This window comes from Paraburkholderia sp. JPY419 (assembly GCF_050435705.1).
In the GTDB taxonomy this organism is placed as follows: domain Bacteria; phylum Pseudomonadota; class Gammaproteobacteria; order Burkholderiales; family Burkholderiaceae; genus Paraburkholderia; species Paraburkholderia youngii.
The window spans coordinates 2,604,861-2,629,372 of sequence record NZ_JBNDKV010000002.1; the positions used below are offsets into that span (position 1 = coordinate 2,604,861).

The window sequence follows — 24,512 nt, forward strand, 5'->3', positions numbered from 1 at the left end:
TCGTAAAACGCGGCGCTAAATGAAAAACGGCGACACGCGTGACGTGCCGCCGTTCTTCATGTGATCGACGAAAGCGCCGCTCAATGCCGCTTCAGCAAACTCCCGCCATACACCGCCGCCGACAGCACGGTGATCCAGAAGCTCGTCGGCCAATCGGTATAGAACGCGAGCGTCAAGCCGAGCCACGCCTGCGCGAGTGCGAAGACGGCCGCGAGCACGAGACCGGTGGACAGCCGCGTGCTCAGGTTCTGCGCGGCGGCGGCCGGGCCTACCATGAGCGTGAACACGAGCAGCACGCCGACGATCTGCGTGCAGGCGGCAACGGCCAGCGCGGCGATCGCGAGAAACAGCACCGACACGCGGCGCAGCGACACGCCCTTCGCTTCGGCCAGCTCCGGCTGCAGCGACGCGAACAGCAGCGGCCGCATGATCGCCGCGAGCGCCACGAGACTCACTACCCCGAGCGCGGCAAGCACCCCGAGCGTCGACGCATTGACGCCGAGCACGTTGCCGAACAGCAGCGCCGTGACCTGCGTCGCATACGCAGTGAAAAAGTGCAGAAACAGCAGCCCGAAGCCGAGCGACAAGGAAAGGATCACGCCGATCGCGACGTCGCGGCCAGCGAGCCGTTCGCCGAGCGCGCCCATGCCGACACCGGCCGCGAGCGTGAAGCCGATCATCCCCCAGATCGGCGAGATGCCGATCAGCACCGCGCCGGTCGCGCCGGTGAAGCCGACATGCGACAGTGCGTGGCCCGCGAAGGTCTGTCCACGCATCACCAGAAAATAGCCGACCACGCCGGCCAGCACCGCGACGATCCCCGACGCCGCGAATGCGTTCACCATGAAATCGTATTCAAACATCGTGCTTGTGTCCGTCGCGTGAGTCGTGCGGGTTCGAGTGACTGTGTGAGTGGCCGTGCGAATGACCGTGGCCGTGGTCATGCGGGTGGCCGTGCGAATGCGTATGTCCGCCTTCCTCGTCGTGTTCGTGCTCGTGATCGTGCTTCTCGACTTCGACGCCGCCCGACATCACGAAGATGCGGCCATTCACGCGCATCACGTCGATCGGCGAGCCGTACAGACGCGACAACACCGGCCGCGTGATCACTTCGTCGACGGTGCCGAGCGCCGCGACGCCGCTGCCGAGATACAGCACGCGATCGATCGAGTTCAGCAGCGGATTGAGTTCATGCGCGGAGAACAGCACCGAGATGCCGAGCTCCCGCTGCACGCGCCGCACGAGGTTGACGACGCTCTTCTGATGATGCGGATCGAGACTGATCAACGGCTCATCGAGCAGCAGCAGTTTCGGATTACCGAGCAGGCATTGCGCGAGCAGGAGCCGCTGCCGTTCGCCGCCCGACAACTCCGACAGCGGCCGCTTCGCGAGATTCGTCCCACCGACGAGTTCGAGCACCCGATCGACGTCCGCGCGCGTTTTCGCATCCGCATGCGGCAAGCCCCAGCGATGACCATCGGCGGCCATCGCGACGAAATCGCGGCCGCGCACACGGCGGCCGGCGAGCGCGCTGCGCGTCTGCGGCATATAGCCGATCGACGCGTTGCCGCGCTCGACCGTCTGCCCGAGCACGCGAATCGCGCCGGCCGCGGCGGGCACGAGGCCGAGTACCGCGCGCATCAGCGTCGTCTTGCCCGCGCCGTTCGGCCCGAGCACACCGATGAACTCGCCCTGGTTCACGTCGAAACTGGTGTCGCGCAGGATCGTGCGGCCGCCCAGATCGAGCGTCACGTTGTCGAGTTCGAGCACGGGCGTGTCGCCGCGCGCGGTCGGTGCGCTTGCCGGCGCATCTGCTGGCGTTGAATGGCCAGTCGGAGTCATGGAGTCTGTCCTTTTGCGTTGGTCGCACCGTTCGGGCCGTTTGTATCGCCCGCCGCGAGCGCCTTCTGCAGCGCGTCGAGCTGCGTCAGCATCCACGTCTGATAGGTCTTGCCGGCCGGCAGGGTTTCGGTGACGCTTATCGTCGGTACCTTCGATTGTTGCGCGAGCTTCAGCATGCGTCGGGTCAGCGCCTCGGTGGCCTGGCTGTTGTAGATCAGCACGCGCACGCGCCGCTCGCGCAGATCGCGTTCGAACGCGGCGATATCGGCCGCGCTCGCTTCGGTGTCGTTCATCGCGGCGAGCTGGAAGCGCTGGTTGCGCATATTCAGGCCGATCGCGTCCGACATATAGCCGAACACCGGCTCGGTCGCCGTGACCGGCAGGCCCGCATAGCGGCCATGCAGCTCGGCTATCTTCGCGTCGATCGGCTTCAGCGAATCGAGAAACTTCGCGAGGTTCGCATCGTACGCCGACTTGTGCGCCGGGTCAGTAGCGCTGAGCGCGTCGCTGACCGCGCGCGCGACTTTGGGCATCGTCGCCGGGTCGTACCACAGGTGCGGATTGTCGCCACCTTTTTTGCCCACCAGATCGGCCGCGACGATCACGGTGCGCTGCGCGCCTTTCGACGCGGCCAGCAGCTTCGCCATCCACGGATCGTAGTCGGCGCCGCTGTAGACGATAAGGGTCGCGTGCTGCAACGCGCGCGCGGTGGCCGGGCTCGCTTCGAACAGATGCGGGTCCTGGTCCGGGTTGTTGAGGATGCTGGTCACGTCGACACGATCGCCGCCGAGTTGCCGCACCACATCGCCATAAAAATTCTCCGCGGCGACGACCGAAATCTTCGCGTCGGCGGCGAACGCGCCATGGCCGAAGCCTAGCGCCGCGAGCGCGAGCAGACACGTGCGCAGATGGGTGCGTACAGACATCGACCCCTTCAGCGCGCGCTGCGCTCGGGACAACATCAAGCGGATCGTTTTCATCGTTGTTTCCTGCTGCTTCAGAGTTTGAATGAGTTACTCGGGGTGGCAAGGCCAAATACAGCGCGGCGCCGCGCGTCTGATTACGACGAAGCGCCCGCTGCGCCGCCGCCAGGCTTCGCGGCTCGCGCACATAGCCCGCACAGGCCGCTCAACTCGATCACCTGGCGATGCACCTCGAAGCCATGCGCGGGCGCGCTGTGCGACAGGCGGTCGGCGAGTTCGTCGCCGGGAATCTCGACGGTCGCGCCGCAGCCGTCGCACATCAGGAACTGGCTGCGATGCGGCACGCCGATTTCGCAGCAAGCGACGAACGCGTTCTTCGATTCGATCCGATGCACGAAGCCATGCGCGACGAGGAAGTCGAGCGCGCGGTAGACGGTGGTCGGCGGCATGCGACCGCGCTCGGGCGCGAGCGTGTCGAGCAACTCGTACGCGCCGACCGGCCGCTCGCTTGCGACGATCGCCGCATACACCTGGCGACGCAGCGGCGTCAGCGCGAGCCCCTGCGCCGCGGCGTGCGCATCCGCATGCGCGAGGCGCATGGCGTGCTGTTCGGCGAGCGAGGTAGTCATCGGCGTGAATCTCCTGGCGTGACGCCCTTGGGCGGGCGACGAGGTCGAAATGATATAACGTATCGCCATTTTTTGTCAGCAGCGCGGATCTTCGCGGATTGGAAGCCTGCCGCGCTGCACCATCGAAATTCGTCCGCGTGCCTTGACATGACCCGGCCCGTATCCGATCATTCGATCACTAGCCGAGCAATTGATCGCGCGATGAGCGTTCGCTCACCAGGCGCCAGGATGTAAAAACGAACCGGAGACAGGCAGTGGCACGATTGCAGGATAAGGTCGCCATTCTGACGGGCGCGGCCAGCGGTATCGGTGAAGCGGTGGCCCTGCGCTATCTCGACGAAGGCGCGCGCTGCGTGCTGGTCGACGTGAAGCCGACCGACAGCATCGGCGGCGCGCTGCGCGGCACCTACGGCGAGCGCGTGTTGAGCGTCAGTGCCGACGTCCGGCGCCGCGAGGACATCGAGCGCATCGTCACGAGCACGCTCGGCTGCTTCGGCCAGATCGACATCCTTTTCAATAACGCGGCGCTGTTCGACATGCGCCCGCTCCTCGACGAATCCTGGGACGTGTTCGACCGACTGTTCGCGGTCAACGTAAAGGGCATGTTCTTCCTGATGCAAGCCGTCGCGCGGCAGATGGTCGAGCAGGGCCGCGGCGGCAAGATCATCAACATGTCGTCGCAGGCCGGCCGGCGCGGCGAGGCGCTCGTGTCGCACTACTGCGCGACCAAGGCGGCGGTGTTGAGCTATACGCAGTCCGCGGCGCTCGCGCTCGCGCCGCGTAAGATCAATGTAAACGGCATCGCGCCGGGCGTCGTCGACACGCCGATGTGGAACGAGGTCGACGCGCTGTTCGCACGCTACGAGAACCGGCCGCTCGGCGAGAAGAAGCGCCTCGTCGGCGAGGCCGTGCCGCTCGGCCGCATGGGCGTGCCCGACGACCTGACCGGCGCCGCGCTGTTCCTCGCGTCTGCCGATGCCGACTACATCACCGCGCAGACGCTGAACGTCGACGGCGGCAACTGGATGAGCTGAACGAAGAGCAGGGAGCGGGCACGTTGGCTGCTCGGAGCGGCGCGTCATTCCGTCAGATGAACGCAGCACCACATAACGTATGAGAAAGGAGACAACCATGAAACCAGCTTTCAAATTCGCTCTGAAGGCGGCCGGTGCCGGCGCGGCCACCTGCTTCGCGCTGAGCGCATCGGCGGCGACGGTGACGATCGCGACACTGAACAATCCGGACATGATCGAGCTGAAGAAGCTGTCGCCCGCGTTCGAAAAAGCGAATCCGGACATCAAGCTGAACTGGGTGATCCTCGAAGAAAACGTGCTGCGTCAGCGCGCGACGACCGACATCACGACCGGCAGCGGCCAGTTCGACGTGATGACGATCGGCGCGTACGAAACGCCGCAATGGGGCAAGCGCGGCTGGCTTGCGCCGATCACGAACCTGCCCGCGAACTACGACCTGAACGACGTCGTCAAGACGGCCCGCGACGGCCTGTCCGCGAACGGCCAGCTGTACGCGCTGCCGTTCTACGTCGAAAGCTCGATGACCTATTACCGCAAGGATCTGTTCGACAAGGCCGGCCTGAAGATGCCCGACCAGCCGACCTATGACCAGATCGCGCAATTCGCCGACAAGCTCACCGACAAGTCCAAGGAGCAATACGGCATCTGCCTGCGCGGCAAGGCGGGCTGGGGCGAGAACATGGCGTACGGCACGACGGTCGTGAACACGTTCGGCGGCCGCTGGTTCGACGACAAGTGGAACGCGCAGCTGACCTCGCCGGAATGGAAGAAGGCGATGACGTTCTATGTCGATCTGCTGAAGAAGGACGGCCCTCCGGGAGCGAGCTCGAACGGCTTCAACGAAAACCTGACGCTGATGTCGTCCGGCAAGTGCGCGATGTGGATCGACGCGACGGTCGCGGCCGGCATGCTGTACAACAAGCAGCAGTCGCAGATCGCCGACAAGGTCGGCTTCGCCGCGGCGCCGGTCGCGGTCACGCCGAAGGGCTCGCACTGGCTGTGGGCGTGGGCGCTCGCGATTCCGAAGTCGTCGAAGCAGCAAGATGCGGCGAAGAAGTTCATCGAGTGGGCCACCTCGAAGGATTACATCGAAATGGTCGCGAAGGATGAAGGCTGGGCCTCGGTGCCCCCGGGCACGCGCCAGTCCACCTATGCGCGCCCCGAGTACAAGCAGGCCGCGCCGTTCGGCGACTTCGTGCTGAAGGCGATCCAGACCGCCGACCCGGATCATCCGACCTTGAAGCCGGTCCCCTACACCGGTGTGCAGTTCGTCGGGATTCCCGAGTTCCAGTCGTTCGGCACGGTGGTCGGGCAGAGCGTTTCCGGCGCGATCGCTGGTCAGATGACGGTCGATCAGGCGCTCGCGGCCGGCAACGCGGCCGCGGACCGCGCGGTCAAGCAGGCGGGTTATCAGAAATAACTGCGCAGAAATAACTGCGCTGCTGTAACCCGGCATGCCCGCCGCATCGACCGATGCGGCTCATGAAGCAGGGCGGCCGTTGGTCTGCGCCGTAAGCGATGCGGCGCGTGCCGTGCGTCATTCAGCACGGCACGCCGCGTCGCACACACGCGGCTCGGGCGAACGCTCCGCGCATTACCGAACAGGTGGTCCATCATGCGTCCTTTGCGCCTACCTTTGATGCACGCCCATCCCCAGACAGAAAAAGAACGCGAGGAGCGTAAGGCCAATTCGGCCCGCTGGCTCGTGGCGCCGTCGGTCAGCGTTCTCGTGCTGTGGATGGTCATTCCGCTCGCGATGACGATCTGGTTCTCGTTCTCGCACTACAACCTGCTGAATCCCGATCTGCGCGGTTTCGCCGGTTTCGACAACTACCGCTATCTCGCGACCGATCCGTCGTTCGGCCCGTCGATCGCGCACACGATCGAGCTGATCGTGTGGGTGCTCGTGATCACCGTGGTCGGCGGGGTGCTGATGGCGATCCTGTTCGATCGCAAGTTCTACGGGCAGGGCATCGCGCGCCTGCTCGCGATCGGACCGTTCTTCGTCATGCCTACGGTCAGCGCGCTGATCTGGAAGAACATGATCCTGCACCCGGTGTACGGTCTCGTCGCGCAGGGCATGCGCGCGCTCGGCATGCAGCCGATCGACTGGTTCGCCGACTATCCGCTGACCGCGGTGATCATGATCGTCGCGTGGCAGTGGCTGCCGTTCGCGTTCCTGATCCTGTTCACGGCGATCCAGTCGCTCGACCAGGAGCAAAAGGAAGCCGCGAAGATCGACGGTGCGGGTCCGTTCTCGATGTTCTTCTACATCACACTGCCGCATCTGAGACGCGCGATCGCGGTCGTCGTGATGATGGAGACGATTTTCCTGCTGTCGATCTTCGCCGAGATCTACACGACCACGGGCGGCGGTCCCGGCAACGCGACCACCACGCTGTCGTATCTGATCTTCTCGCTCGGCCTGCAACAGTTCGACGTCGGTCTCGCATCGGCGGGCGGTATTCTCGCGGTCGTGCTGGCCAACATCGTGTCGTTCTTCCTCGTGCGGATGCTCGCGAAGAACCTGAAAGGGGAGTACGAAAAATGAGCCACGTTGCCTCCACTGCGGCATCGACGACGCAGCCCGTCGCGGTGCCGACCAAATCGCCGTTCGACACGATTCGCCGCGGCATTCCCGGCGTGATCGCGTGGCTCGTCGCGCTGCTGCTGTTCTTCCCGATCTTCTGGATGACGATCACCGCGTTCAAGACCGAGCAGCAGGCCTACGCGTCGTCGCTGTTTTTCATGCCGACGCTCGACAGCTTCCGCGAAGTGTTCGCGCGCAGCAACTACTTCGCGTTCGCGTGGAACTCGGTCCTGATCTCGGTCGGCGTCACGCTGCTGTGCCTGATCCTCGCGGTGCCGTGCGCGTACGCGATGGCGTTCTTCCCGACGCACCGCACGCAGAAGGTATTGCTGTGGATGCTGTCGACGAAGATGATGCCGTCGGTCGGCGTGCTCGTGCCGATCTATCTGCTCTGGAAAAACAGCGGCCTGCTCGATACGGTGTCGGGTCTGATCATCGTCTACACGCTGATCAATCTGCCGATCGCGGTCTGGATGGCGTTCACGTACTTCGCCGAAATACCGCGCGACATTCTTGAAGCCGGGCGCATCGACGGCGCGGCGACATGGCAGGAGATCGTCTATCTGCTGATGCCGATGGCACTGCCCGGACTCGCGTCGACCGCGCTGCTGCTCGTGATTCTCGCGTGGAACGAGGCGTTCTGGAGCATCAACCTGTCTAGCTCGAACGCCGCGCCGCTGACCGTGTTCATCGCGTCGTATTCGAGTCCTGAAGGATTGTTCTGGGCGAAGTTGTCGGCCGCTTCGTTGCTGGCGGTCGCACCGATCCTGATCGTCGGCTGGCTGTCGCAGAAGCAGCTGGTGCGCGGCCTCACGTTCGGGGCGGTCAAGTGATGGCGGACCCGACGGCGGGTCCGGGCATCGCGCGATATGCGTTGATCTGCGATTGCGACGGCGTGCTGATCGACAGCGAAGCGGTGGCCGCGCGCATGCTGGTGCGGGAACTCGAGGCGCGCTGGCCCGGCGTCGACGTCGAGCCGGTCGTGCTGCCGCTGCTCGGGCTGCGCATCGAGCGCGTGCTGCAGGACACCGCGACGCAGCTCGGCGAGCAGCTCGGCGCCGACGATATCGACGCGATCCGCCGCGCGGTCGAAGCGGCGGCGATCGATGCGCCCGCGGTCGACGGCATCGAAATGGCGCTGACCCAGGTGCCGCTCGTCAAAGGCTGCGCGAGCAATAGCTTCCGGCCGTACGTCGAGACGGTGCTGGCGCGCACGGGCCTGAAGCGGTTCTTCGGCGAGCGGCTGTTCTGCGCCGACGCGGTGCCGAATCCGAAGCCCGCGCCGGACGTGTATCTCGCGGCGGCGCAAGGCTTCGGGCTCGCGCCTGCCGCGTGCCTCGTCGTCGAGGACAGCGTGACGGGTGTCACGGCGGCGGCCACGGCGGGCATGGCGGTGCTGGGGTTTATCGGCGGCGGCCATGCGAGCGATGCGCAGATCGACCGTCTGCGCGCGGCGGGCGCGCGTCATGTGTTCGACGATATGCGGCGGTTGCCCGACCTCGTCGCGCAATGGACACTGTCCGCGACGACCGCGGCGCCATGAGCGCGCGAACGTACGCGACACCAAACGGCATCAGGTTGCAGCACGAAGCAACGAGCAGCATCGAACAGCATTACACGGAGACACATCATGGCAAGCGTAACCTTGCGCAACATCAGAAAGGCCTATGACGACAACGAAGTGATGCGCGACATCAATCTCGACATCGCCGATGGAGAGTTCGTCGTGTTCGTCGGGCCGAGCGGTTGCGGCAAATCGACCCTGATGCGGATGATCGCGGGCCTCGAGGACATCACGGGCGGCGATCTGAACATCGACGCCGTGCGCATGAACGACGTGCCGCCGGCCAAGCGCGGCATCGCGATGGTGTTCCAGTCGTACGCGCTTTATCCGCACATGACGCTGTACGACAACATGGCGTTCGGCCTGAAGCTCGCCGGCGCGAAGAAGCCGGAGATCGACGCGGCCGTGCGCAACGCGGCGAAGATTCTGCATATCGACCATCTGCTCGATCGCAAGCCCAAGCAGTTGTCGGGCGGACAGCGGCAGCGCGTCGCGATCGGCCGCGCGATCACGCGCAAGCCGAAGGTGTTCCTGTTCGACGAGCCGCTATCGAATCTCGACGCCGCGTTGCGCGTGAAGATGCGCCTCGAGTTCGCGCGCCTGCACGACGAGCTGAAGACGACGATGATCTACGTGACGCACGACCAGGTCGAGGCGATGACTTTGGCCGACAAGATCGTGGTGTTGTCGGCGGGCAATCTGGAGCAGGTCGGCAGCCCAACGATGCTGTATCACGCGCCCGCGAACCGTTTCGTCGCAGGTTTCATCGGTTCGCCGAAGATGAACTTCATGGAAGGCATTGTGCAGTCGGTGTCGCGCGACGGTGTCGCGGTGCGTTACGAGACCGGCGAGACGCAGCGGGTGTCGGTCGAGCCCGGCGCGGCCAAGCAGGGCGACAAGGTGACGGTCGGCATTCGCCCCGAGCACCTGCACGTCAGCACGACCGAGGACGGTATCGAGGCACGCACGATGACGGTCGAATCGCTCGGGGATGCCGCGTATCTGTACGCGGAGTCGAGCGTCGCGCCGGACGGTTTGATCGCGCGGATCCCGCCGCTCGAACGTCATGCGAAGGGCAACACGCAGAAGCTCGGCGCGACGCCGGAGCATTGCCATCTGTTCGACAGCGACGGGAAGGCGTTCCAGCGCAAGATTGTTGAGGTGTTGGCGGCGTGATCGGGCGATGACGCATTGCGGAAACAGACGGCGCACTCAAGGCGCTGTCTTTCGAGGATGTTGGGCGCTTTGGGTTTCCGATGTGAAATAAAAGCAGGGAAAACCTCCGGACGGCGGGAGCCGTCCGGTTCGGGGAAAGCGACGCTATTCGCTCATGAGACGCTTAAGCTCATTAAGAAAAGACTCGGTGGTATGTCCCCACAGCGTCGGATCAAAGCCCGCTCCATAGCTTCTTTCAAACGCACAATCCAGATCGGCCGAGTGCTCATCCATGAACGAATTGATTTCATGAATCAAATTCGAATAAGTGTGGGGGCTGTCCTTTTTGTAACAAGCCACGATTTCGGCAATGGTTTCGCCAAAAAGGTCAAAGTCCTGACCAAAATATACGTGAAATATGCGGTGCATCGCGGGGTAGCGTTCGGGCGACATCGTTTTCCCTTCAGTCAATATAAGCGGTAAGCACGTAATATGGCATGCCATTATAGGGTTCGTACCTTAGAAAGACTGTCACTCTGTTCATTTTCGTCAGCTTTCCTGTTGCCCTCGATATCCCATATCCAACGTCGCCTGCGACGTGCTTAATCAGCGTAAGAGTAATATCTCGCGTCGGATTCTGCGCCCACGCGCGGAGTCTAATTGCGTTTGAAGACATAACTTCCGATATAGCCAATTCCGCAGTTCCGCGGTTTGTGAACGATGACACGACTTTCCGCTGCGGCTCATTTACCAGTCTTTCCCGCAACTGCGCTTCAGTCCTTCCGACATGTTTCAAAAGCGTATGTCCACCGATCCTGCTGCCCTCCTTCGCTTCATGCATGTCCAGGTTGATCCGGCCTATTGCTATGCGCGCAGCGCGCGCCGCCCTGATCGAGCCAGCAAAGCCGAATGGCACGGCGATATCGAGGGACAGGCCGATATTGTTGGCGATGTCGGGGCTCGCCCGCATCGCTTCAGCGAGTTTCGTCGCGCCCCGCTGGGTCAGCGTGGCCGTGTCCCGACCAGTCCAGACCTGCCGCAGGCCCGCCGCCGCCGAGTCCGAGCCATGAACCCCGAACACGATACACCCGGCTTTGCTCGCCATCGTGCGACCATTTCCAGCACGCCGCCGACGACCTGTAACCCGCCCCAAAGCCGGTTGGAAAGCATCTCCGTCTGACTGATCGACTGGCGAGACAGCACGGCCGCGAGTTGCGGAGCACTCAGTACAACCTTCACTCCTTCGGCGTTATCGGCACCGGGCATATTGAAACCCTCTGATGTTTTTGTGGGGCTCCAATGCTGACTTGCTGACCGCCTCTCAAGATTGGGACAACTCCGAATTTTCCGTAGTCGGATGCGCGGTGCCTGTTTTGCGTGAAGCGGGAATAGCCAAAGCATTACGCTCGTTGCGACTGTTTCGTCGTAACGGAGCTACAGATAGTGCGAGCGCGGTGCCGTCTGACTGTCGGTCAGCGATAGCAGCTTTGGCGGCCCGGTATTGGCCGCCGAACAGCGCCTTCTCTCCGAATCATCCCTCGCCCATAGACGGACCGTGAATCCACCGGTTATCTTTCTCACCGCTTATTTGGATGTTTAATTGAGGCAAGTGAAAATGAGTTTAATCACCGATATCCTCGCGGCGAGAGGCCCAACGATGGTCAGAATTTCCGATGTACTGGACTATTCAGATGACCTGTCCTTGGCGCTGTCCAGATTCGGCCTGACGCCCGACGAGAAGATGCTTATGCCCCAGGATAGAGCCGGGGCCATTGCTATTCTTACGAATCTGCTATGGAAAGAACAGGCTTATGATTGTGAGCGCATGAACAGGGGTAAAGCGGAAGAGCTTGCTGAAAGAATAATTTCTGAAAATGAATCAAAAGACAGTAGGTATTTTTCAAACAAGGAATCGCCATTGTCGAATTCATGGAATGGTCTTACGGACTCGACATTTGACTCGGGTATTATTATAAGTAGTGGAGATGGTCAATATTTCTGTATCTGGTTTGAAGATGAAGATTGATTTGACGCCTTCAGATAAATCGTGGAAAACCAGTCAACTTATCCAGAGCTCAGGGATGTTGTCTGAGATGGGGCGATTCAAGCGCGAGCACCCTGACCCGGACAGGGCATTTGAGGAGACTTACGGGCAGGACTTTTCGCCAGACCTGTGGGGGCGCATGGCCGCCTCATTTTTTGAGGAGTTGACGAGGCTCCTGAGCGAGTAAGCTTCCAACCGCGCCATCTTGCGGCGCGTCTACACCGATCGCCCGCCTTCTTCTGCGGGCGTTTTTTCACGCCTCCAACGCCGCCCGCGCACACAACTCATCAGTCACAAGCCCCGACAACCACCCACCCTTGAGCACCGCAATCAACGCCTCACGCTTGCGCTGTCCGCCCGCAAACCCGATGGTGGGCCGGCGTGGCGGCGCGTCGAGCGCGATGCTCGTCACGCGCCGGCCGGTCGGCGATTCGACGTGCGCGCCGGCCGCATCGATCGGCAGGCCCAGCATTTCGGCGACCGCGCCGTTGTGCATCAACTCCTTCACCTCGCCTTCCGTGATGAAGCCGTCCTCGTGCAACGGACAGGTCATGCCGATGTTGCCGATGCCGACGAACGCGACGTCGGCCTGCGCGGACAGCGACTCGACGATCCGATAAAGACGGTGATTGCACCACTGCGCGCGCTCGGCCTCGCTGTCAGCGAGCAGCGGCGCGGGCAGCAGAAAATGCTTGCCACCAGTTTTTTCGGAAATGTGCAGCGCGACGTCGTAGCGGTTCGAGGAGCCGTCCTGCGCGATCGCGCCGACCATCGATACCAACCGGTGCTGCGGACGGTCCAGCTGCGCGATCTGATCGACCGCGGCCTTCAGCGTGCGGCCACTGCTGACCGCGACGACCATCGGCTTTTCCGCTGTCAGATAACGCTCCATCACCTGTGCGCCGGCCACTGCGAGCTTGCGGTCGAGTTCCTCGGGTGTATCGCCGTCGATCGGCACGACCTCGCACATGCTGAGGCCGTAGCGCTTCGACAACTGATCGGCGAGCGACAGACAATCGGCGAGCTTGTGGTCGACCCGCACGCGGATCAGGTTCTTTTCGACCGCGAATGCGACGAGCCGCTGCGCGACCGGCCGCGACACCTGCAGCTTCTCGGCGATTTCGTTCTGGGTATTGCCCGCGACGTAGTAAAGCCACGCGGCGCGCGTGGCGAGATCGAGTTTTTCTGTGGACCTGGGCACGATGAGATTTCGCTTGGAGTGTGCCGATGATAGCGGCCGGCGGCGCGTCTGTCGCGCAGGCCGGCCGCGGATGACGCTCAGGCGAGCGGGGCGCGGGCAGGATCGAACAGCGGCCGTACGTGGCGATACAGCGCGCGATACGCTTCGAGGCGCGTGCGCAATTCCGCGTGGCGGCGCGGATTCGGCGTGAACTCCTTTTCGACGGGCGGCTTGGTCAGCACGGTGGCTGGCTCGCCACCTGCGGCGAGCCAGCCGAGACGCGCCGCGCCGAGCGCCGCGCCGGTTTCGCCGCCGCCATGTTTGACGGTGACGGTATCGAGCGCATCGGCGAGCAACTGGGCCCAGTAATCGCTGCGTGCGCCGCCGCCGAGCAGCGACAGCACTTTCGCTTCGGTGCCGGCCGCGCGCAGCGCGTCGAGGCCGTCGGTCAGCGCGAGCGTCACGCCTTCGAGCACCGCGTAGCCGAGCAGCGCGCGGTCGGTGGCGTGAGTCATGCCGAAGAATACGCCTTGCGCGTAGGGGTCGTTGTGCGGCGTGCGCTCGCCCGACAGATACGGCAAGAAGAGCGGCGCGGTGGTCAAGGCCTCGGCGGGCAGCGCCTCGATTTCGGCGAGCAGCGTCGGCTCGTCGGTCGACGTGAGCTTGCAGACCCAGCGCAAACAGCTCGCCGCCGACAGCACCACGCTCATCTGATGCCAACGGTCCGGGATCGCATGACAGAATGCGTGCACGGCGGAGGCCGGATTCGGCCGGAAGCTGTCGCCGACCACGCACAGCACGCCCGATGTACCCAGCGACACGAAGCCGTCGCCCGGTTGCGTCGCGCCGATGCCGATCGCGCTGGTCGCATTGTCGCCGCCGCCGGCCGCGACGATCACGTCATCGCGCAGGCCGAATTCGCGCGAGAGTTCCGGCAACAGCGTGCCGGCCGGCGCGCTGCCTTCGCGCAGCGCCGGCATCTGCGCGCGCGTCATGTTGCAGGCCGCGAGCAGGGAATCCGACCAATCGCGTTTCGCGACGTCGAGCCACAGCGTACCGGCCGCGTCCGACGGATCGGACACCTTGCCGCCCGTCAGTTGCAGGCGCAGATAGTCTTTGGGCAGCAGCACGCAGGCGGTTTTCGCGAAGATCTCCGGCTCGTGACGCGCGACCCAGAGCAGCTTCGGCGCGGTGAAACCGGGCATCGCCAAATTGCCGGCGACGCTGTGCAGGTCCGGCGCACGCTCGGTCAGCTCCGCGCATTCCTTGTCGCTGCGCATGTCGTTCCACAGGATCGCGGGCCGCAGCACGCGATTCTCCGCATCGAGCAGCACCGCGCCGTGCATCTGCCCCGACAGGCCGATGCCGCGAATCTGCGCGAACTCGTCGGGATGACGCTCGCGCAACGCGGCGAGCGCGCTGCGCGTGCCCGCCCACCAGTCTTCGGGATTCTGCTCGGCCCAGCGCTGGTGTGGGCGCGAAACGGTGAACGGCGAGCCTGCGGTGCCGATCACGCGGCCATCGGAGGCGAGCAGCAGAACTTTCACTTCGGACGTGCCGAGGTCGATGCCTAGGTACATGGGAGCGAAACCTTCGTCGTTGGAGATGCGCTACTTTATCCGCACATCGCGCGCGCTGTCATGCGCATTAAGCCTGGCTCGTCAAGCCGCGCCGCGTTTCGCGAGCCAAGCGTCGACACGCGCGAGCGCGCCCGCGAGCGCCGCTTCGAGCTCGGGCGTCTGCGCCATGCCGCCCCACAGCAGCCGGTCGGCCGCGAATGCGCGCAGCGGATCGGGCGCCGTGAACAAGCCGTGGGCGACGCGCTCGTCCATCACGCCGTCCTGATACGCGTAGGGCAGCTTGCCCGTGTGCCAGCGCTCCAGAAAGCGGAAGAACAACGCGGGCAACATCGCGGTCGCCGCCGGCGTGACGCCACGCTCGAAGCATTCGGCGAGTGTCGGCGCGATGAAGCCGGGCAGCTTCGAGAAGCCATCGGCGGCGACGCGCTGGTTCGTGTCGAGAATATGCGGATTGCTGAAGCGCTCGAGCACGACGTCGCGATAGCGTTCGAGATCGAGCGGGCTCGGTGTCAGACACGGGATCACGTCCTCGGTCACGTAGTCGTATGCGAACTGGCGGATGTCGGCGTCGAGCGTGCCTTCGTGGATGTAGTTCAGGCCGACCAGCGTGCCCGCCCACGCGATGCAGCTATGCGTCGCGTTGAGGATGCGGATCTTCGCTTCTTCGTACGGCAGCACCGAATCGACGAGTTCCGCGCCGACCTTCTCCCAGGCCGGCCGTCCCGCGATGAAGCGGTCTTCGATCACCCACTGGATGAACGCTTCGCCCATCACCGGGCTCGCGTCGTCGACGCCGGTCGCGGCCTTCACGCGCTCGCGCACGTCGGGCGTCGGACGCGGCGTGATGCGATCGACCATCGAGCACGGGCATGACGTGTTGTCGTCGAACCATTGCGCCAGTTCGTTCGCGCCGCGTCGTTCGAGAAACTCGCTCATGCCCGCATGAAAGCGCTCGCCGTTGCTGCGCAGGTTGTCGCAGGTCTGCAGCGTGACCGGTCCCGCGCCGCGCTTCACGCGCGCGTCGAGAATCTCCGCGAGCGCGCCGTAGATCGTCGTGTGGCCGCCGGCGAGGTCGGCGGCGAGATCGGGATTCGCGGTGTCGAGCCGGTCGTGTTCGTCGAGGTAATAGCCGCCCTCGGTCACGGTGAAGGCGATGATCTTGCAGGCCGGATCGGCACCCGCTTCGATCAACCCGTCGAGGCTTTCGCTCCACGGCAGCACGCGCTCGATCGAGCGGATCGTCTCGTAGGCGCGCTGGCCTTGCGGCGTGACCGTTTCGAGCGTGTAGACGCCGTTCTGCGCAGCGAGCGCTTCGAGCACCGGGTTCATGTCGCCGCGAATATTGCCTACGGTCAGCGACCAGTGCGGCTCGCTGGCCGCGCTCGCTTCGTTCAGCCGATGCAGATACCACGCCTGATGCGCGCGATGAAAGGAACCCGCGCCGATGTGCAGGATCACGTGTGCGGCCGCGCCGCTGCCTTGCCCGCTGTTCATGTCGTGTCTCCGATGTCGGCCAGAGTTAGCGCTCAGCGCTTGCTCTGGTCCCATGCAACGTTGTTGCAAACGTCCATCGCGCTCGTGGCGCGCGTTTTGTGTGCAGAGCATTTGCTCTGTATGTGAGCGAATGATCGTACCCTGCGAAACGAAAGTCAAGGCAACGGGGCGGGGTTTTGATGGCGCAGCGCGGCATGCTGGATGCGCGGGCGGCAGCGAGCACTGTCCGAGGCCGGAACACGCGCTGCGCCTCTCATATTGCATTGCGTCAAATTTGACCTCGCGCGTGTCCGGACTAGCCCCAGTGCAAAAAAGTATCGGTCCGCGGTTTCTTTTTAAGTGGTCGCCAACGCGTTTGGCGGTTACTTTTCGCTTTACAAGATCAAGATCGGCGGCGCCTCACCGTGCCGCTCCATGGAGGCAGACAGTGCAACCTGATCTCGAAATCGTGGCCGTACGCCACGATGAGTCGTTCAAAGTGTGGTCGCATGGCTATCCGTATCGCACGGTGCGCTGGCACTTTCATCCGGAGTACGAGATTCATCTGATCGTCGCGACGACCGGCCAGATGTTCGTCGGCGATCACATCGGCAGCTTCGCGCCCGGCAATCTCGTGCTGATGGGGCCGAACCTGCCGCACAACTGGGTCAGCGACGTGCCCGAAGGCGAGAGCGTCGCGCAGCGCAATCTGGTCGTGCAGTTCGGCCAGGAGTTCGTGTCGAACTGTCTCGAGAGTTTTCCGGAGTGGCGTCAGGTCGAGGCGATGCTTGCCGATGCGCGTCGCGGCCTGTCGTTCGGTTACGAGACCTCGGCGCAAATCAAGCCGCTCTTTCTCGAACTGCTCGCGGCGCGCGGGCTGCGCCGGCTCGTGCTGTTCATGTCGATGCTCGAGATCCTGATGAACGCGCCGGATCGCGACACGCTCGCGAGTCCCGCATACCAGGCCGATCCGACCAGTTTCGCGGCGACCCGCATCAATCATGTGCTCGCGTATATCGGCAAGAACCTCTCGAACGAATTGCGCGAGTCGGAGCTTGCGCAACTCGCCGGCCAGAGCGTCAGCGCGTTTTCGCGTTATTTCCGCCGCCATACCGGGCTACCTTTCGTGCAGTACGTGAATCGCATGCGCATCAATCTCGCGTGCCAGTTGCTGACCGACGGCGAACTGAGCGTGACCGACATCTGCTTCAAGGCGGGCTTCAACAACCTGTCGAATTTCAACCGGCAGTTTCTGGCCATGAAGGGCATGGCGCCATCGACGTTCCGCCGTTATCAGCAACTGAACGATGCGAGCCGCGACGCTTCCGAGCAAGCGGCCGCGCGTGGCCGGGGCATCGACAACGCGCCGGCGATCGTGCTCGCGCCGGGCTTGCCGCGTAGCGGCGTCGCGTATCCGGTCACATAGTGGCCGCCCGGTAGTCCGCTGTTTTAGTCCACTCGCGTTTCAACACGCATCGATCGCGCTGTGCGCCCACAGTGCGAGGGGGCGTGCTCACTTCAAAAAATGGAGACAACCATGAAGCCGTCTACTCTTTCGCTCAATTCTTCGACGATGTTCGCGCGCCGCATCTCCGCGCTCGCGTTCGGTTTGTCGCTCGTCGCCGTATCGGCTGCGCAGGCCGCGCCGCTGAAAATCGGCATGACGTTTCAGGAACTCAACAACCCGTACTTCGTGACGATGCAAAAAGCGCTGAACGACGCGGCCGCATCGACCGGCGCGACCGTCGTCGTCACCGACGCGCATCACGACGTCAGCAAGCAGGTCAGCGACGTCGAAGACATGCTGCAAAAGAAGATCGACATCCTGCTCGTCAATCCGACCGACTCGACCGGCATCCAGTCGGCGGTTACGTCGGCGAAGAAGGCGGGCGTCGTCGTGGTCGCGGTCGATGCGAACGCGAACGGCCCGGTCGATTCGTTCGTCGGCTCGAAGAACTACGACGCGGGCGTGATGGCTTGCGACTACCTCGCGAAGTCGATCGGCGGCAGCGGCGAAGTGGCGATTCTCGACGGCATTCCGGTCGTGCCGATTCTCGAACGCGTGCGCGGCTGCAAGGCGGCGCTCGCGAAATCGCCTGGCGTGAAGCTCGTCGATACGCAGAACGGCAAGCAGGAACGCGCGACCGCGCTGTCCGTCACCGAGAACATGATCCAGGCGCATCCGAATCTGAAGGGCGTGTTCAGCGTGAACGACGGCGGTTCGATGGGCGCGCTGTCGGCGATCGAATCGTCGGGCAAGGACATCAAGCTGACGAGCGTCGATGGTGCGCCTGAGGCGATCGCCGCGATTCAGAAGCCGGATTCGAAATTCGTCGAGACGTCGGCGCAGTTCCCGGCCGACCAGGTGCGCATCGCGCTCGCGAAGAAGTGGGGCGCCAATGTGCCGAAAGCGATTCCGGTCGACGTGAAAATGATCGACAAGAGCAACGCGAAGGGCTTCAGCTGGTAACGCAAGCGCAGGCCGCCGCGCGTGGCGATCATGCGCGGCGGTGCGCAGCAAAGGAACTCGCGATGGATACGCTTATGAAGCTCGACAACATCAGCAAGAGCTTTCCCGGTGTGAAGGCGCTGCAAGGCATTCACCTCGAGATCGCGCGTGGCGAGATTCACGCGCTGCTCGGCGAAAACGGCGCGGGCAAATCGACGCTGATGAAAATTCTGTGCGGCATCTATCAGCCGGACGAAGGCACGATCACGCTCGACGGCGAGCCACGCCACTTCGCGAACTATCACGACGCGGTGGCCGCTGGCGTCGGTATCGTGTTTCAGGAGTTCAGCCTGATTCCGTATCTGAACGCGGTGGAGAACATGTTTCTCGGCCGTGAAATGCGCAACCGCTTCGGCCTGCTCGAACGCGCCAGAATGCGCCGCGCGGCGGCCGCGATTTTTCAGCGGCTCGGCGTTGCGATCGATCTGTCGGTGCCGATCAGGGAACTCTCCGTTGCGCAGCAGCAGTTCGTCGAAATCGGCAAGGCGTTGTCGCTCGATGCGCGTGTGCTGATTCTCGACGAACCGACCGCGACGCTGACGCCAGCCGAAGCCGCGCATCTGTTCATGATCATGCGCGAGCTGAAGCAGCAGGGCGTCGCGATGATCTTTATCTCGCACCACCTCGAAGAGATCTTCGAGGTGTGCGACCGCATCACGGTGCTGCGCGACGGCCAGTACGTCGGCATGACCGAGGTCGCGCAATCCGACGTGAGCCGGCTCGTGCAGATGATGGTGGGACGCCGCATCGAAAGCAGCTTTCCGCCGAAGCCGGCGCCGCGCGCCGATGCGAAGATCGTGCTCGACGTCGTGCGCTTGCAGTTGTTCAAAGACAGCCCCGAGTTGAGCTTCACGCTGCGCGAAGGAGAGATTCTCGGTTTCGCGGGACTCGTCGGTTCGGGGCGCACCGAGACCGCGCTCGCGGTGACCGGCGCGGAGCGCGCGTACGTGAAGGAGATTCGCGTGAACGGCACCGCCGCGAAGCTCGCCGATCCGGCCGATGCGCTGCGCGCGGGCGTCGGCATTCTGCCCGAGAGCCGCAAGACCGAAGGGCTCATTACCGACTTCTCGATCAAGCAGAACATCTCAATCAACAACCTCGGCAAGTACCGGTCGCTGCGTTTCTTCATCGACCAGCGCAGCGAGGCGCGCGCGACCGCCGACATCATGAAGCGCGTGGGCGTGAAGGCGCCGACGATGCACACCGAAGTCGCGACGCTGTCGGGCGGCAATCAGCAGAAGGTGGTGATCGCGCGCTGGCTCAATCACCACACCAACATCCTGATCTTCGACGAACCGACTCGCGGCATCGACGTCGGCGCGAAGGCCGAAATCTATCTGCTGATGCGCGAACTGACCGCGCGCGGCTACTCGATCATCATGATCTCGTCCGAGCTGCCGGAGATCGTCGGCATGTGCGACCGTGTCGCCGTATTCCGGCAGGGCCGCATCGAAGCGCTGCTCGAAGGCGACGCGATCGAATCGAACGCCGTGATGACCTATGCGACCGCCGGTTCGCTTGGAGCTTCTCATGAACATGCCTAATCCTTCCTCTTCGCCGAAAACCTCGACCGTCAGCAGCGACACGCCGGGCGCGCCGGTGCGCTTCACCTGGGCCGCGCTGAAACGCTCGACGCTGTTCTATCCGTTCATCGGCCTCTTGGTCGTCTGCATTGTGATGGTGTTCGCGAGCGATAGCTTTCTGTCGGCCGCAAACATCGAGAACGTGCTGCGCCAGGTGTCGATCAACGCGATCATCGCGGTCGGCATGACCTGCGTGATCCTGACGGGCGGCATCGATCTGTCGGTCGGCTCGGTGATGGCGCTCGCGGGCACGCTGTCGGCCGGGCTGATGGTCGCGGGCATGAACGGGGTGGCCGCGCTCGCGATCGGCCTCGCCGTCGGTCTCGGCTTCGGCGCGGCCAACGGCTTTTTCGTCGCGTTCGCCGGCATGCCGCCGATCATCGTCACGCTCGCGACGATGGGTATCGCGCGCGGCCTTGCGCTGATCTACACCGGCGGCTACCCGATCGACGGTCTGCCCGACTGGGTCAGCTTCTTCGGCAGCGGCAAGATACTCGGCATCCAGGCGCCGGTCGTAATCATGGCGGTGATCTATGTGATCGCATGGGTGCTGCTCGAACGGATGCCGTTCGGCCGCTACGTGTACGCGATCGGCGGCAACGAGCAGGCGACGCGCTTGTCCGGCGTGCGTGTCGCGCGCGTGAAGCTGATCGTCTACACGATCGCCGGCTTGACGTCCGCGTTCGCCGCGATCGTGCTGACCGCGCGTCTGATGAGCGGCCAGCCGAACGCCGGCGTCGGCTTCGAACTCGACGCAATCGCTGCCGTCGTGATGGGCGGCACGTCGATCTCCGGTGGACGCGGCTCGATCATCGGCACGCTGATCGGCGCGCTGTTACTCGGTGTGCTGAATAACGGCCTGAACATGGTCGGCGTCAATCCATACGTGCAGAACGTGATCAAGGGCGGAATCATTCTGCTCGCGATCTATATCAGCCGCGACCGCAGAAAGTAACGCTCACTTCCCCACATCCTTCTTTTCGCAGGACCATGCAATGACGACTCCATCCGACCAGCAGAACATGACCGCCATCGTCTGTCATGCACCGAAAGACTATCGCGTCGAGCAGGTGCGGAAGCCACGCGCCCGCGCTCACGAGCTGGTGATCCGCATCGCCGCGTGCGGCATCTGCGCGAGCGACTGCAAATGCCATTCGGGCGCGAAGATGTTCTGGGGCGGCCCGAGCCCGTGGGTCAAGGCGCCGGTGATTCCGGGCCATGAGTTCTTCGGCTATGTCGAGGAACTGGGCGAAGGGGCGGCCGAGCATTTCGGCGTGCAGAAGGGCGAGCGCGTGATCGCCGAGCAGATCGTGCCGTGCGGCAAGTGCCGCTACTGCAAATCAGGCCAGTACTGGATGTGCGAAGTGCACAACATCTTCGGCTTTCAGCGCGAGGTCGCGGACGGCGGCATGGCGGAGTACATGCGGATTCCGCCGACCGCGATCGTCCACAAGATTCCCGACGGCATCTCGCTCGAAGACGCCGCGATCATCGAACCGCTCGCGTGCGCGATTCACACGGTCAATCGCGGCGATCTGCAACTCGACGACGTCGTCGTGATCGCGGGCGCGGGGCCGCTCGGTCTGATGATGACCCAGGTCGCGCATCTGAAGACGCCGAAGAAGCTCGTCGTGATCGATCTCGTCGAAGAACGGCTCGCACTCGCGCGCGAATACGGCGCGGACGTGACGATCAATCCTCAGAAGGACGACGCGCTCGCGATCATTCGTTCACTGACCGACGGCTACGGCTGCGACGTCTATATTGAAACGACGGGCGCGCCGATCGGCGTGAACCAGGGGATGGACCTGATCCGCAAGCTCGGGCGCTTCGTCGAATTCTCGGTGTTCGGCGCGGATACGACGCTCGACTGGTCGGTGATCGGTGATCGCAAGGAACTCGACGTGCGCGGCGCGCACCTTGGACCTTATTGCTATCCGATCGCGATCGATCTGCTCGCGCGCGGACTTGTCACGTCGAAGGGCATCGTCACGCACGGCTTTTCGTTGGAAGAATGGGACGAAGCGATCAGGATCGCGAATTCGCTCGACTCGATCAAGGTGCTGATGAAGCCGCGCGCATGAATCTCATGTGCGGCGTTTCAACGGAGACTCTATGAACTACGTCATCGGCGTCGATATCGGCACGCAGAGCACGAAGGCGCTGCTGGTCGACGAGTACGGGGCGATCGTCGCGCAGCATGCGTCGAGCTATCAACCCGATACGCCGAAGCCGTTGTGGGCCGAGCAGTGGCCCGCGGTGTGGCTGAAGGCCGTGGTCGCATGCGTGGCCGCGTGCGTCGGCGAGGCGAAGGCGGCCGGTATCGCGCCGGATGCGATCAAGGCGCTGTGCGTGAGCAGCCTGTACGGCGGTTCGGGCATCCCGGTCGATAACGACATGCGGCCGCTTGCGCCGTGCCTGATCTGGATGGACCGGCGCGCGACCGCGCAGGTGGACTGGGTGCGCGAGAACGTCGATCTCGAACGGCTCCATACGATCACTGGTAATGGGGTAGACAGCTACTACGGCTACACGAAGATGTTGTGGCTGCGCGAGAACGCGCCGGACGTGTGGGCGCATACGCGCTACTTCCTGCCGCCGAACGCGTACGTGATCTACCTGCTGACCGGTGAGGTCGCCGTCGATCACAGCTCGGCTGGCAATATCGGCGGCGTCTACGATATCGCGCGGCGCGACTGGTCGGACGAAGCGCTCGACATGCTCGGCATTCCCGCGACGATGATGCCGGAGCGGCTCGTCGAATCGTCGGAGGTGGTGGGCGGCTTGTTGTCGCAATGGACTGCGCAGCTTGGGCTCGATGCCGGCACGGCGATCGTCGCGGGCGGCGTCGATGCGGCGATGGCGACGTTCGCGGCCGGTGTCACGCGCGCCGGGCAGCACGTCGCGATGATCGGCACCAGCATGTGCTGGGGCTATATCAATCAGCGTGTCGACGCACGCCACGGTTTGGTCAGCATGCCGCACGTTTTCAACGGGCAGCACGATATCTACGTATTCGGCGGCGCGATTACCGCGGGCGCGTCGGTCAGCTGGTATCGCGAGCAGTTCTGTCACGCGGAGATCGAGGCCGCGCGCTCGACACCGCATGGCGATCCGCATCGGCTGCTCGAAGAAGCGGCCGCGCAAGTGCCGGCCGGTGCCGACGGCGTGCTGTTCCTGCCGTATCTGATGGGCGAGCGAAGTCCGGTGTGGGATGCGAAGGCGAGCGGCGCGTTCGTCGGGTTATCGCTGTTTCATACGCGTGCGCATCTGTATCGCGCGGTGCTCGAAGGGGTGTCGTTCGCGCTGAAACACAACATCGAGGCGGGGCGCAAAGGCGCGCAATCGCTCGACGACAAGCTGATCGTCGTGGGCGGCGCCGCGCATTCGGACCTGTGGATGCAGATCATCGCCGATGTCACCGGCTATCCGGTCTACACGATCGAGCAAGATGTAGAAGCGGCGATGGGCGCGGCGTTGCTCGCCGCGCTCGGCGTCGGCCTTGTGTCGCGCGAAGCGGCGCAAGGCGGCTGGGTCACACTGATCGAGCGCGCGCAGCCCGACGCACGGCGCATGGCGTTATACGAGCAGCGCTTCGGCGTCTACGTGGATCTCTATCCGGTTTTGAAGCCGGTCATGCATCGCTTGCAATCATCATGAACGCTACTTTCGATTTTTCCGGACGCTCGATCCTGGTGACGGGCGCCTCCAGCGGCATCGGCCGCGCGACGGTCGAGGCGCTGTGCGCGAGCGGCGCATCGGTCGTCGCGGCCGCGCGCAACGTGAACGAGCTCGCGCGGCTCGCCGAGGAAACCGGCTGCGAGCCGTTGAAGCTCGACGTCAGCGACGAAGCCGCAATCGACGAAGCATTCGCGTCGCTCGAACCGTTCGACGGGCTCGTCAATTGCGCGGGCATCGCGTTGCTCGAACGCGCGGTCGATACCACGGCCGCGAGCTTCGATCGCGTGATGGCGGTGAATACGCGCGGCGCGGTGCTGGTCGCGAAGCACGTCGCGCGTGGCATGCTCGACGCGGGGCGCGCGGGCAGCATCGTCAACGTGTCGAGTCAGGCGGCGCTCGTCGCGCTCGACGATCATCTGAGCTATTCAGCGTCGAAGGCGGCGCTCGATGCGGTCACGCGCGCGTTGTGCATCGAGCTGGGGCCGCACGGAATTCGCGTGAATAGCGTGAACCCGACGATCACGCTGACGCCGATGGCGGTGCTGGCCTGGAGCGATCCCGTCAAACGCGATCCCGCGTTGCAGGCGATTCCGCTCAGGCGCTTTGCTGAATCCGCCGAGGTCGCGGCGCCGATTCTATTTTTGTTGAGCGATGCGGCGTCGATGGTTAGCGGGGTGTGTTTGCCGATTGATGGTGGTTATACCGCGCGCTAGGGGGTGTCGAGC

Annotated in this window: 22 protein-coding genes and 1 pseudogene; 14 read left to right on the forward strand and 9 right to left on the reverse strand. The window is 63.8% G+C overall.

Going from position 1 to position 24,512, the window contains the following annotated elements:
• Positions 1–80: 80 nt before the first annotated feature.
• The 4 genes from QFZ91_RS18130 to QFZ91_RS18145 form a co-directional block, all read right to left on the reverse strand.
• Positions 81–863, reverse strand: coding sequence for a metal ABC transporter permease (locus tag QFZ91_RS18130; protein WP_013090401.1), 783 nt, complete (start codon positions 861–863; stop codon positions 81–83).
• Positions 856–1,842 carry an ABC transporter ATP-binding protein gene (locus QFZ91_RS18135; protein ID WP_429567976.1) on the reverse strand — a complete coding sequence of 329 codons (987 nt, stop codon included), beginning with the start codon at positions 1,840–1,842 and terminating at the stop codon, positions 856–858. The genes QFZ91_RS18130 and QFZ91_RS18135 overlap by 8 nt, the downstream gene beginning before the upstream one ends.
• Positions 1,839–2,822 (reverse strand): metal ABC transporter solute-binding protein, encoded by a 984-nt coding sequence (locus QFZ91_RS18140; protein ID WP_429567977.1) that lies wholly within the window; start codon positions 2,820–2,822, stop codon positions 1,839–1,841. The genes QFZ91_RS18135 and QFZ91_RS18140 overlap by 4 nt, the downstream gene beginning before the upstream one ends.
• A gap of 80 nt (positions 2,823–2,902) precedes the next feature.
• Positions 2,903–3,394 (reverse strand): Fur family transcriptional regulator, encoded by a 492-nt coding sequence (locus QFZ91_RS18145; RefSeq protein WP_429567978.1) that lies wholly within the window; start codon positions 3,392–3,394, stop codon positions 2,903–2,905.
• 254 nt (positions 3,395–3,648) lie between these two features.
• On the opposite strand from QFZ91_RS18145, the gene QFZ91_RS18150 reads away from it, so the two are divergent.
• The 6 genes from QFZ91_RS18150 to QFZ91_RS18175 all read left to right on the forward strand — a co-directional run bounded on the left by QFZ91_RS18150 (position 3,649) and on the right by QFZ91_RS18175 (position 9,758).
• Positions 3,649–4,428, forward strand: a complete 780-nt coding sequence (locus QFZ91_RS18150; protein ID WP_429567979.1) for an L-iditol 2-dehydrogenase — start codon at positions 3,649–3,651, stop codon at positions 4,426–4,428.
• Positions 4,429–4,525: 97 nt separating this feature from the next.
• A complete protein-coding gene (locus tag QFZ91_RS18155) occupies positions 4,526–5,848 on the forward strand; it encodes a sugar ABC transporter substrate-binding protein (protein WP_368592281.1) in 1,323 nt (440 codons plus the stop codon).
• A 195-nt stretch (positions 5,849–6,043) separates the two neighbouring features.
• On the forward strand, positions 6,044–6,979 hold the full coding sequence (locus QFZ91_RS18160; protein ID WP_026229139.1) for a carbohydrate ABC transporter permease: 936 nt from the start codon (positions 6,044–6,046) through the stop codon (positions 6,977–6,979).
• Positions 6,976–7,851: a carbohydrate ABC transporter permease gene (locus QFZ91_RS18165; protein WP_013090394.1), complete on the forward strand. Its 876-nt coding sequence runs from the start codon at positions 6,976–6,978 to the stop codon at positions 7,849–7,851. Before QFZ91_RS18160 ends, QFZ91_RS18165 begins: the two co-directional genes overlap by 4 nt.
• Positions 7,851–8,561, forward strand: coding sequence for an HAD family hydrolase (locus tag QFZ91_RS18170; protein WP_429567980.1), 711 nt, complete (start codon positions 7,851–7,853; stop codon positions 8,559–8,561). The genes QFZ91_RS18165 and QFZ91_RS18170 overlap by 1 nt, the downstream gene beginning before the upstream one ends.
• A gap of 87 nt (positions 8,562–8,648) precedes the next feature.
• The gene (locus tag QFZ91_RS18175; RefSeq protein WP_368592283.1) at positions 8,649–9,758 is read left to right on the forward strand and encodes an ABC transporter ATP-binding protein; all 1,110 of its coding nucleotides are present in this window, start codon (positions 8,649–8,651) and stop codon (positions 9,756–9,758) included.
• Positions 9,759–9,902: 144 nt separating this feature from the next.
• On the opposite strand, the gene QFZ91_RS18180 is transcribed toward QFZ91_RS18175, so the two are convergent.
• Together QFZ91_RS18180 and QFZ91_RS18185 are read right to left on the reverse strand one after the other, a co-directional pair.
• A complete protein-coding gene (locus QFZ91_RS18180; protein ID WP_368596463.1) occupies positions 9,903–10,190 on the reverse strand; it encodes a contact-dependent growth inhibition system immunity protein in 288 nt (95 codons plus the stop codon).
• Between the two features lie 10 nt (positions 10,191–10,200).
• Positions 10,201–11,003, reverse strand: a pseudogene (locus tag QFZ91_RS18185) (RNase A-like domain-containing protein).
• A 349-nt stretch (positions 11,004–11,352) separates the two neighbouring features.
• Between QFZ91_RS18185 and QFZ91_RS18190 the strand changes: the two are divergent.
• Positions 11,353–11,763 (forward strand): hypothetical protein, encoded by a 411-nt coding sequence (locus QFZ91_RS18190; RefSeq protein ID WP_429567981.1) that lies wholly within the window; start codon positions 11,353–11,355, stop codon positions 11,761–11,763.
• Positions 11,764–12,034: 271 nt separating this feature from the next.
• Here QFZ91_RS18190 and QFZ91_RS18195 read toward each other — a convergent pair whose 3' ends face one another.
• The 3 genes from QFZ91_RS18195 to dalD form a co-directional block, all read right to left on the reverse strand.
• Positions 12,035–12,982 carry a sugar-binding transcriptional regulator gene (locus QFZ91_RS18195; protein WP_176105172.1) on the reverse strand — a complete coding sequence of 316 codons (948 nt, stop codon included), beginning with the start codon at positions 12,980–12,982 and terminating at the stop codon, positions 12,035–12,037.
• Positions 12,983–13,059: 77 nt separating this feature from the next.
• Positions 13,060–14,541, reverse strand: coding sequence for a xylulokinase (gene xylB, locus QFZ91_RS18200; RefSeq protein WP_176105173.1), 1,482 nt, complete (start codon positions 14,539–14,541; stop codon positions 13,060–13,062).
• An 81-nt stretch (positions 14,542–14,622) separates the two neighbouring features.
• Positions 14,623–16,035: a D-arabinitol 4-dehydrogenase gene (gene dalD / locus QFZ91_RS18205; RefSeq protein WP_429567982.1), complete on the reverse strand. Its 1,413-nt coding sequence runs from the start codon at positions 16,033–16,035 to the stop codon at positions 14,623–14,625.
• Between the two features lie 427 nt (positions 16,036–16,462).
• On the opposite strand from dalD, the gene QFZ91_RS18210 reads away from it, so the two are divergent.
• From QFZ91_RS18210 to QFZ91_RS18240, 7 genes are all read left to right on the forward strand, one after another.
• Positions 16,463–17,440 (forward strand): AraC family transcriptional regulator, encoded by a 978-nt coding sequence (locus tag QFZ91_RS18210; RefSeq protein WP_429567983.1) that lies wholly within the window; start codon positions 16,463–16,465, stop codon positions 17,438–17,440.
• A gap of 111 nt (positions 17,441–17,551) precedes the next feature.
• Positions 17,552–18,484: a substrate-binding domain-containing protein gene (locus tag QFZ91_RS18215; RefSeq protein ID WP_429567984.1), complete on the forward strand. Its 933-nt coding sequence runs from the start codon at positions 17,552–17,554 to the stop codon at positions 18,482–18,484.
• A 62-nt stretch (positions 18,485–18,546) separates the two neighbouring features.
• Positions 18,547–20,067, forward strand: a complete 1,521-nt coding sequence (locus QFZ91_RS18220) for a sugar ABC transporter ATP-binding protein (protein ID WP_429567985.1) — start codon at positions 18,547–18,549, stop codon at positions 20,065–20,067.
• Positions 20,054–21,061, forward strand: coding sequence for an ABC transporter permease (locus QFZ91_RS18225; RefSeq protein WP_176384434.1), 1,008 nt, complete (start codon positions 20,054–20,056; stop codon positions 21,059–21,061). Before QFZ91_RS18220 ends, QFZ91_RS18225 begins: the two co-directional genes overlap by 14 nt.
• Positions 21,062–21,101: 40 nt before the next feature.
• Entirely contained in the window at positions 21,102–22,190 is a 1,089-nt protein-coding gene (locus tag QFZ91_RS18230) for an alcohol dehydrogenase catalytic domain-containing protein (protein ID WP_429567986.1), read from the forward strand.
• Between the two features lie 31 nt (positions 22,191–22,221).
• Entirely contained in the window at positions 22,222–23,766 is a 1,545-nt protein-coding gene (locus QFZ91_RS18235) for an FGGY-family carbohydrate kinase (protein WP_429567987.1), read from the forward strand.
• Complete coding sequence (locus QFZ91_RS18240) at positions 23,763–24,500, forward strand: SDR family oxidoreductase (protein ID WP_176365662.1); 738 nt, start codon at positions 23,763–23,765, stop codon at positions 24,498–24,500. The genes QFZ91_RS18235 and QFZ91_RS18240 overlap by 4 nt, the downstream gene beginning before the upstream one ends.
• Positions 24,501–24,512: the final 12 nt, after the last annotated feature.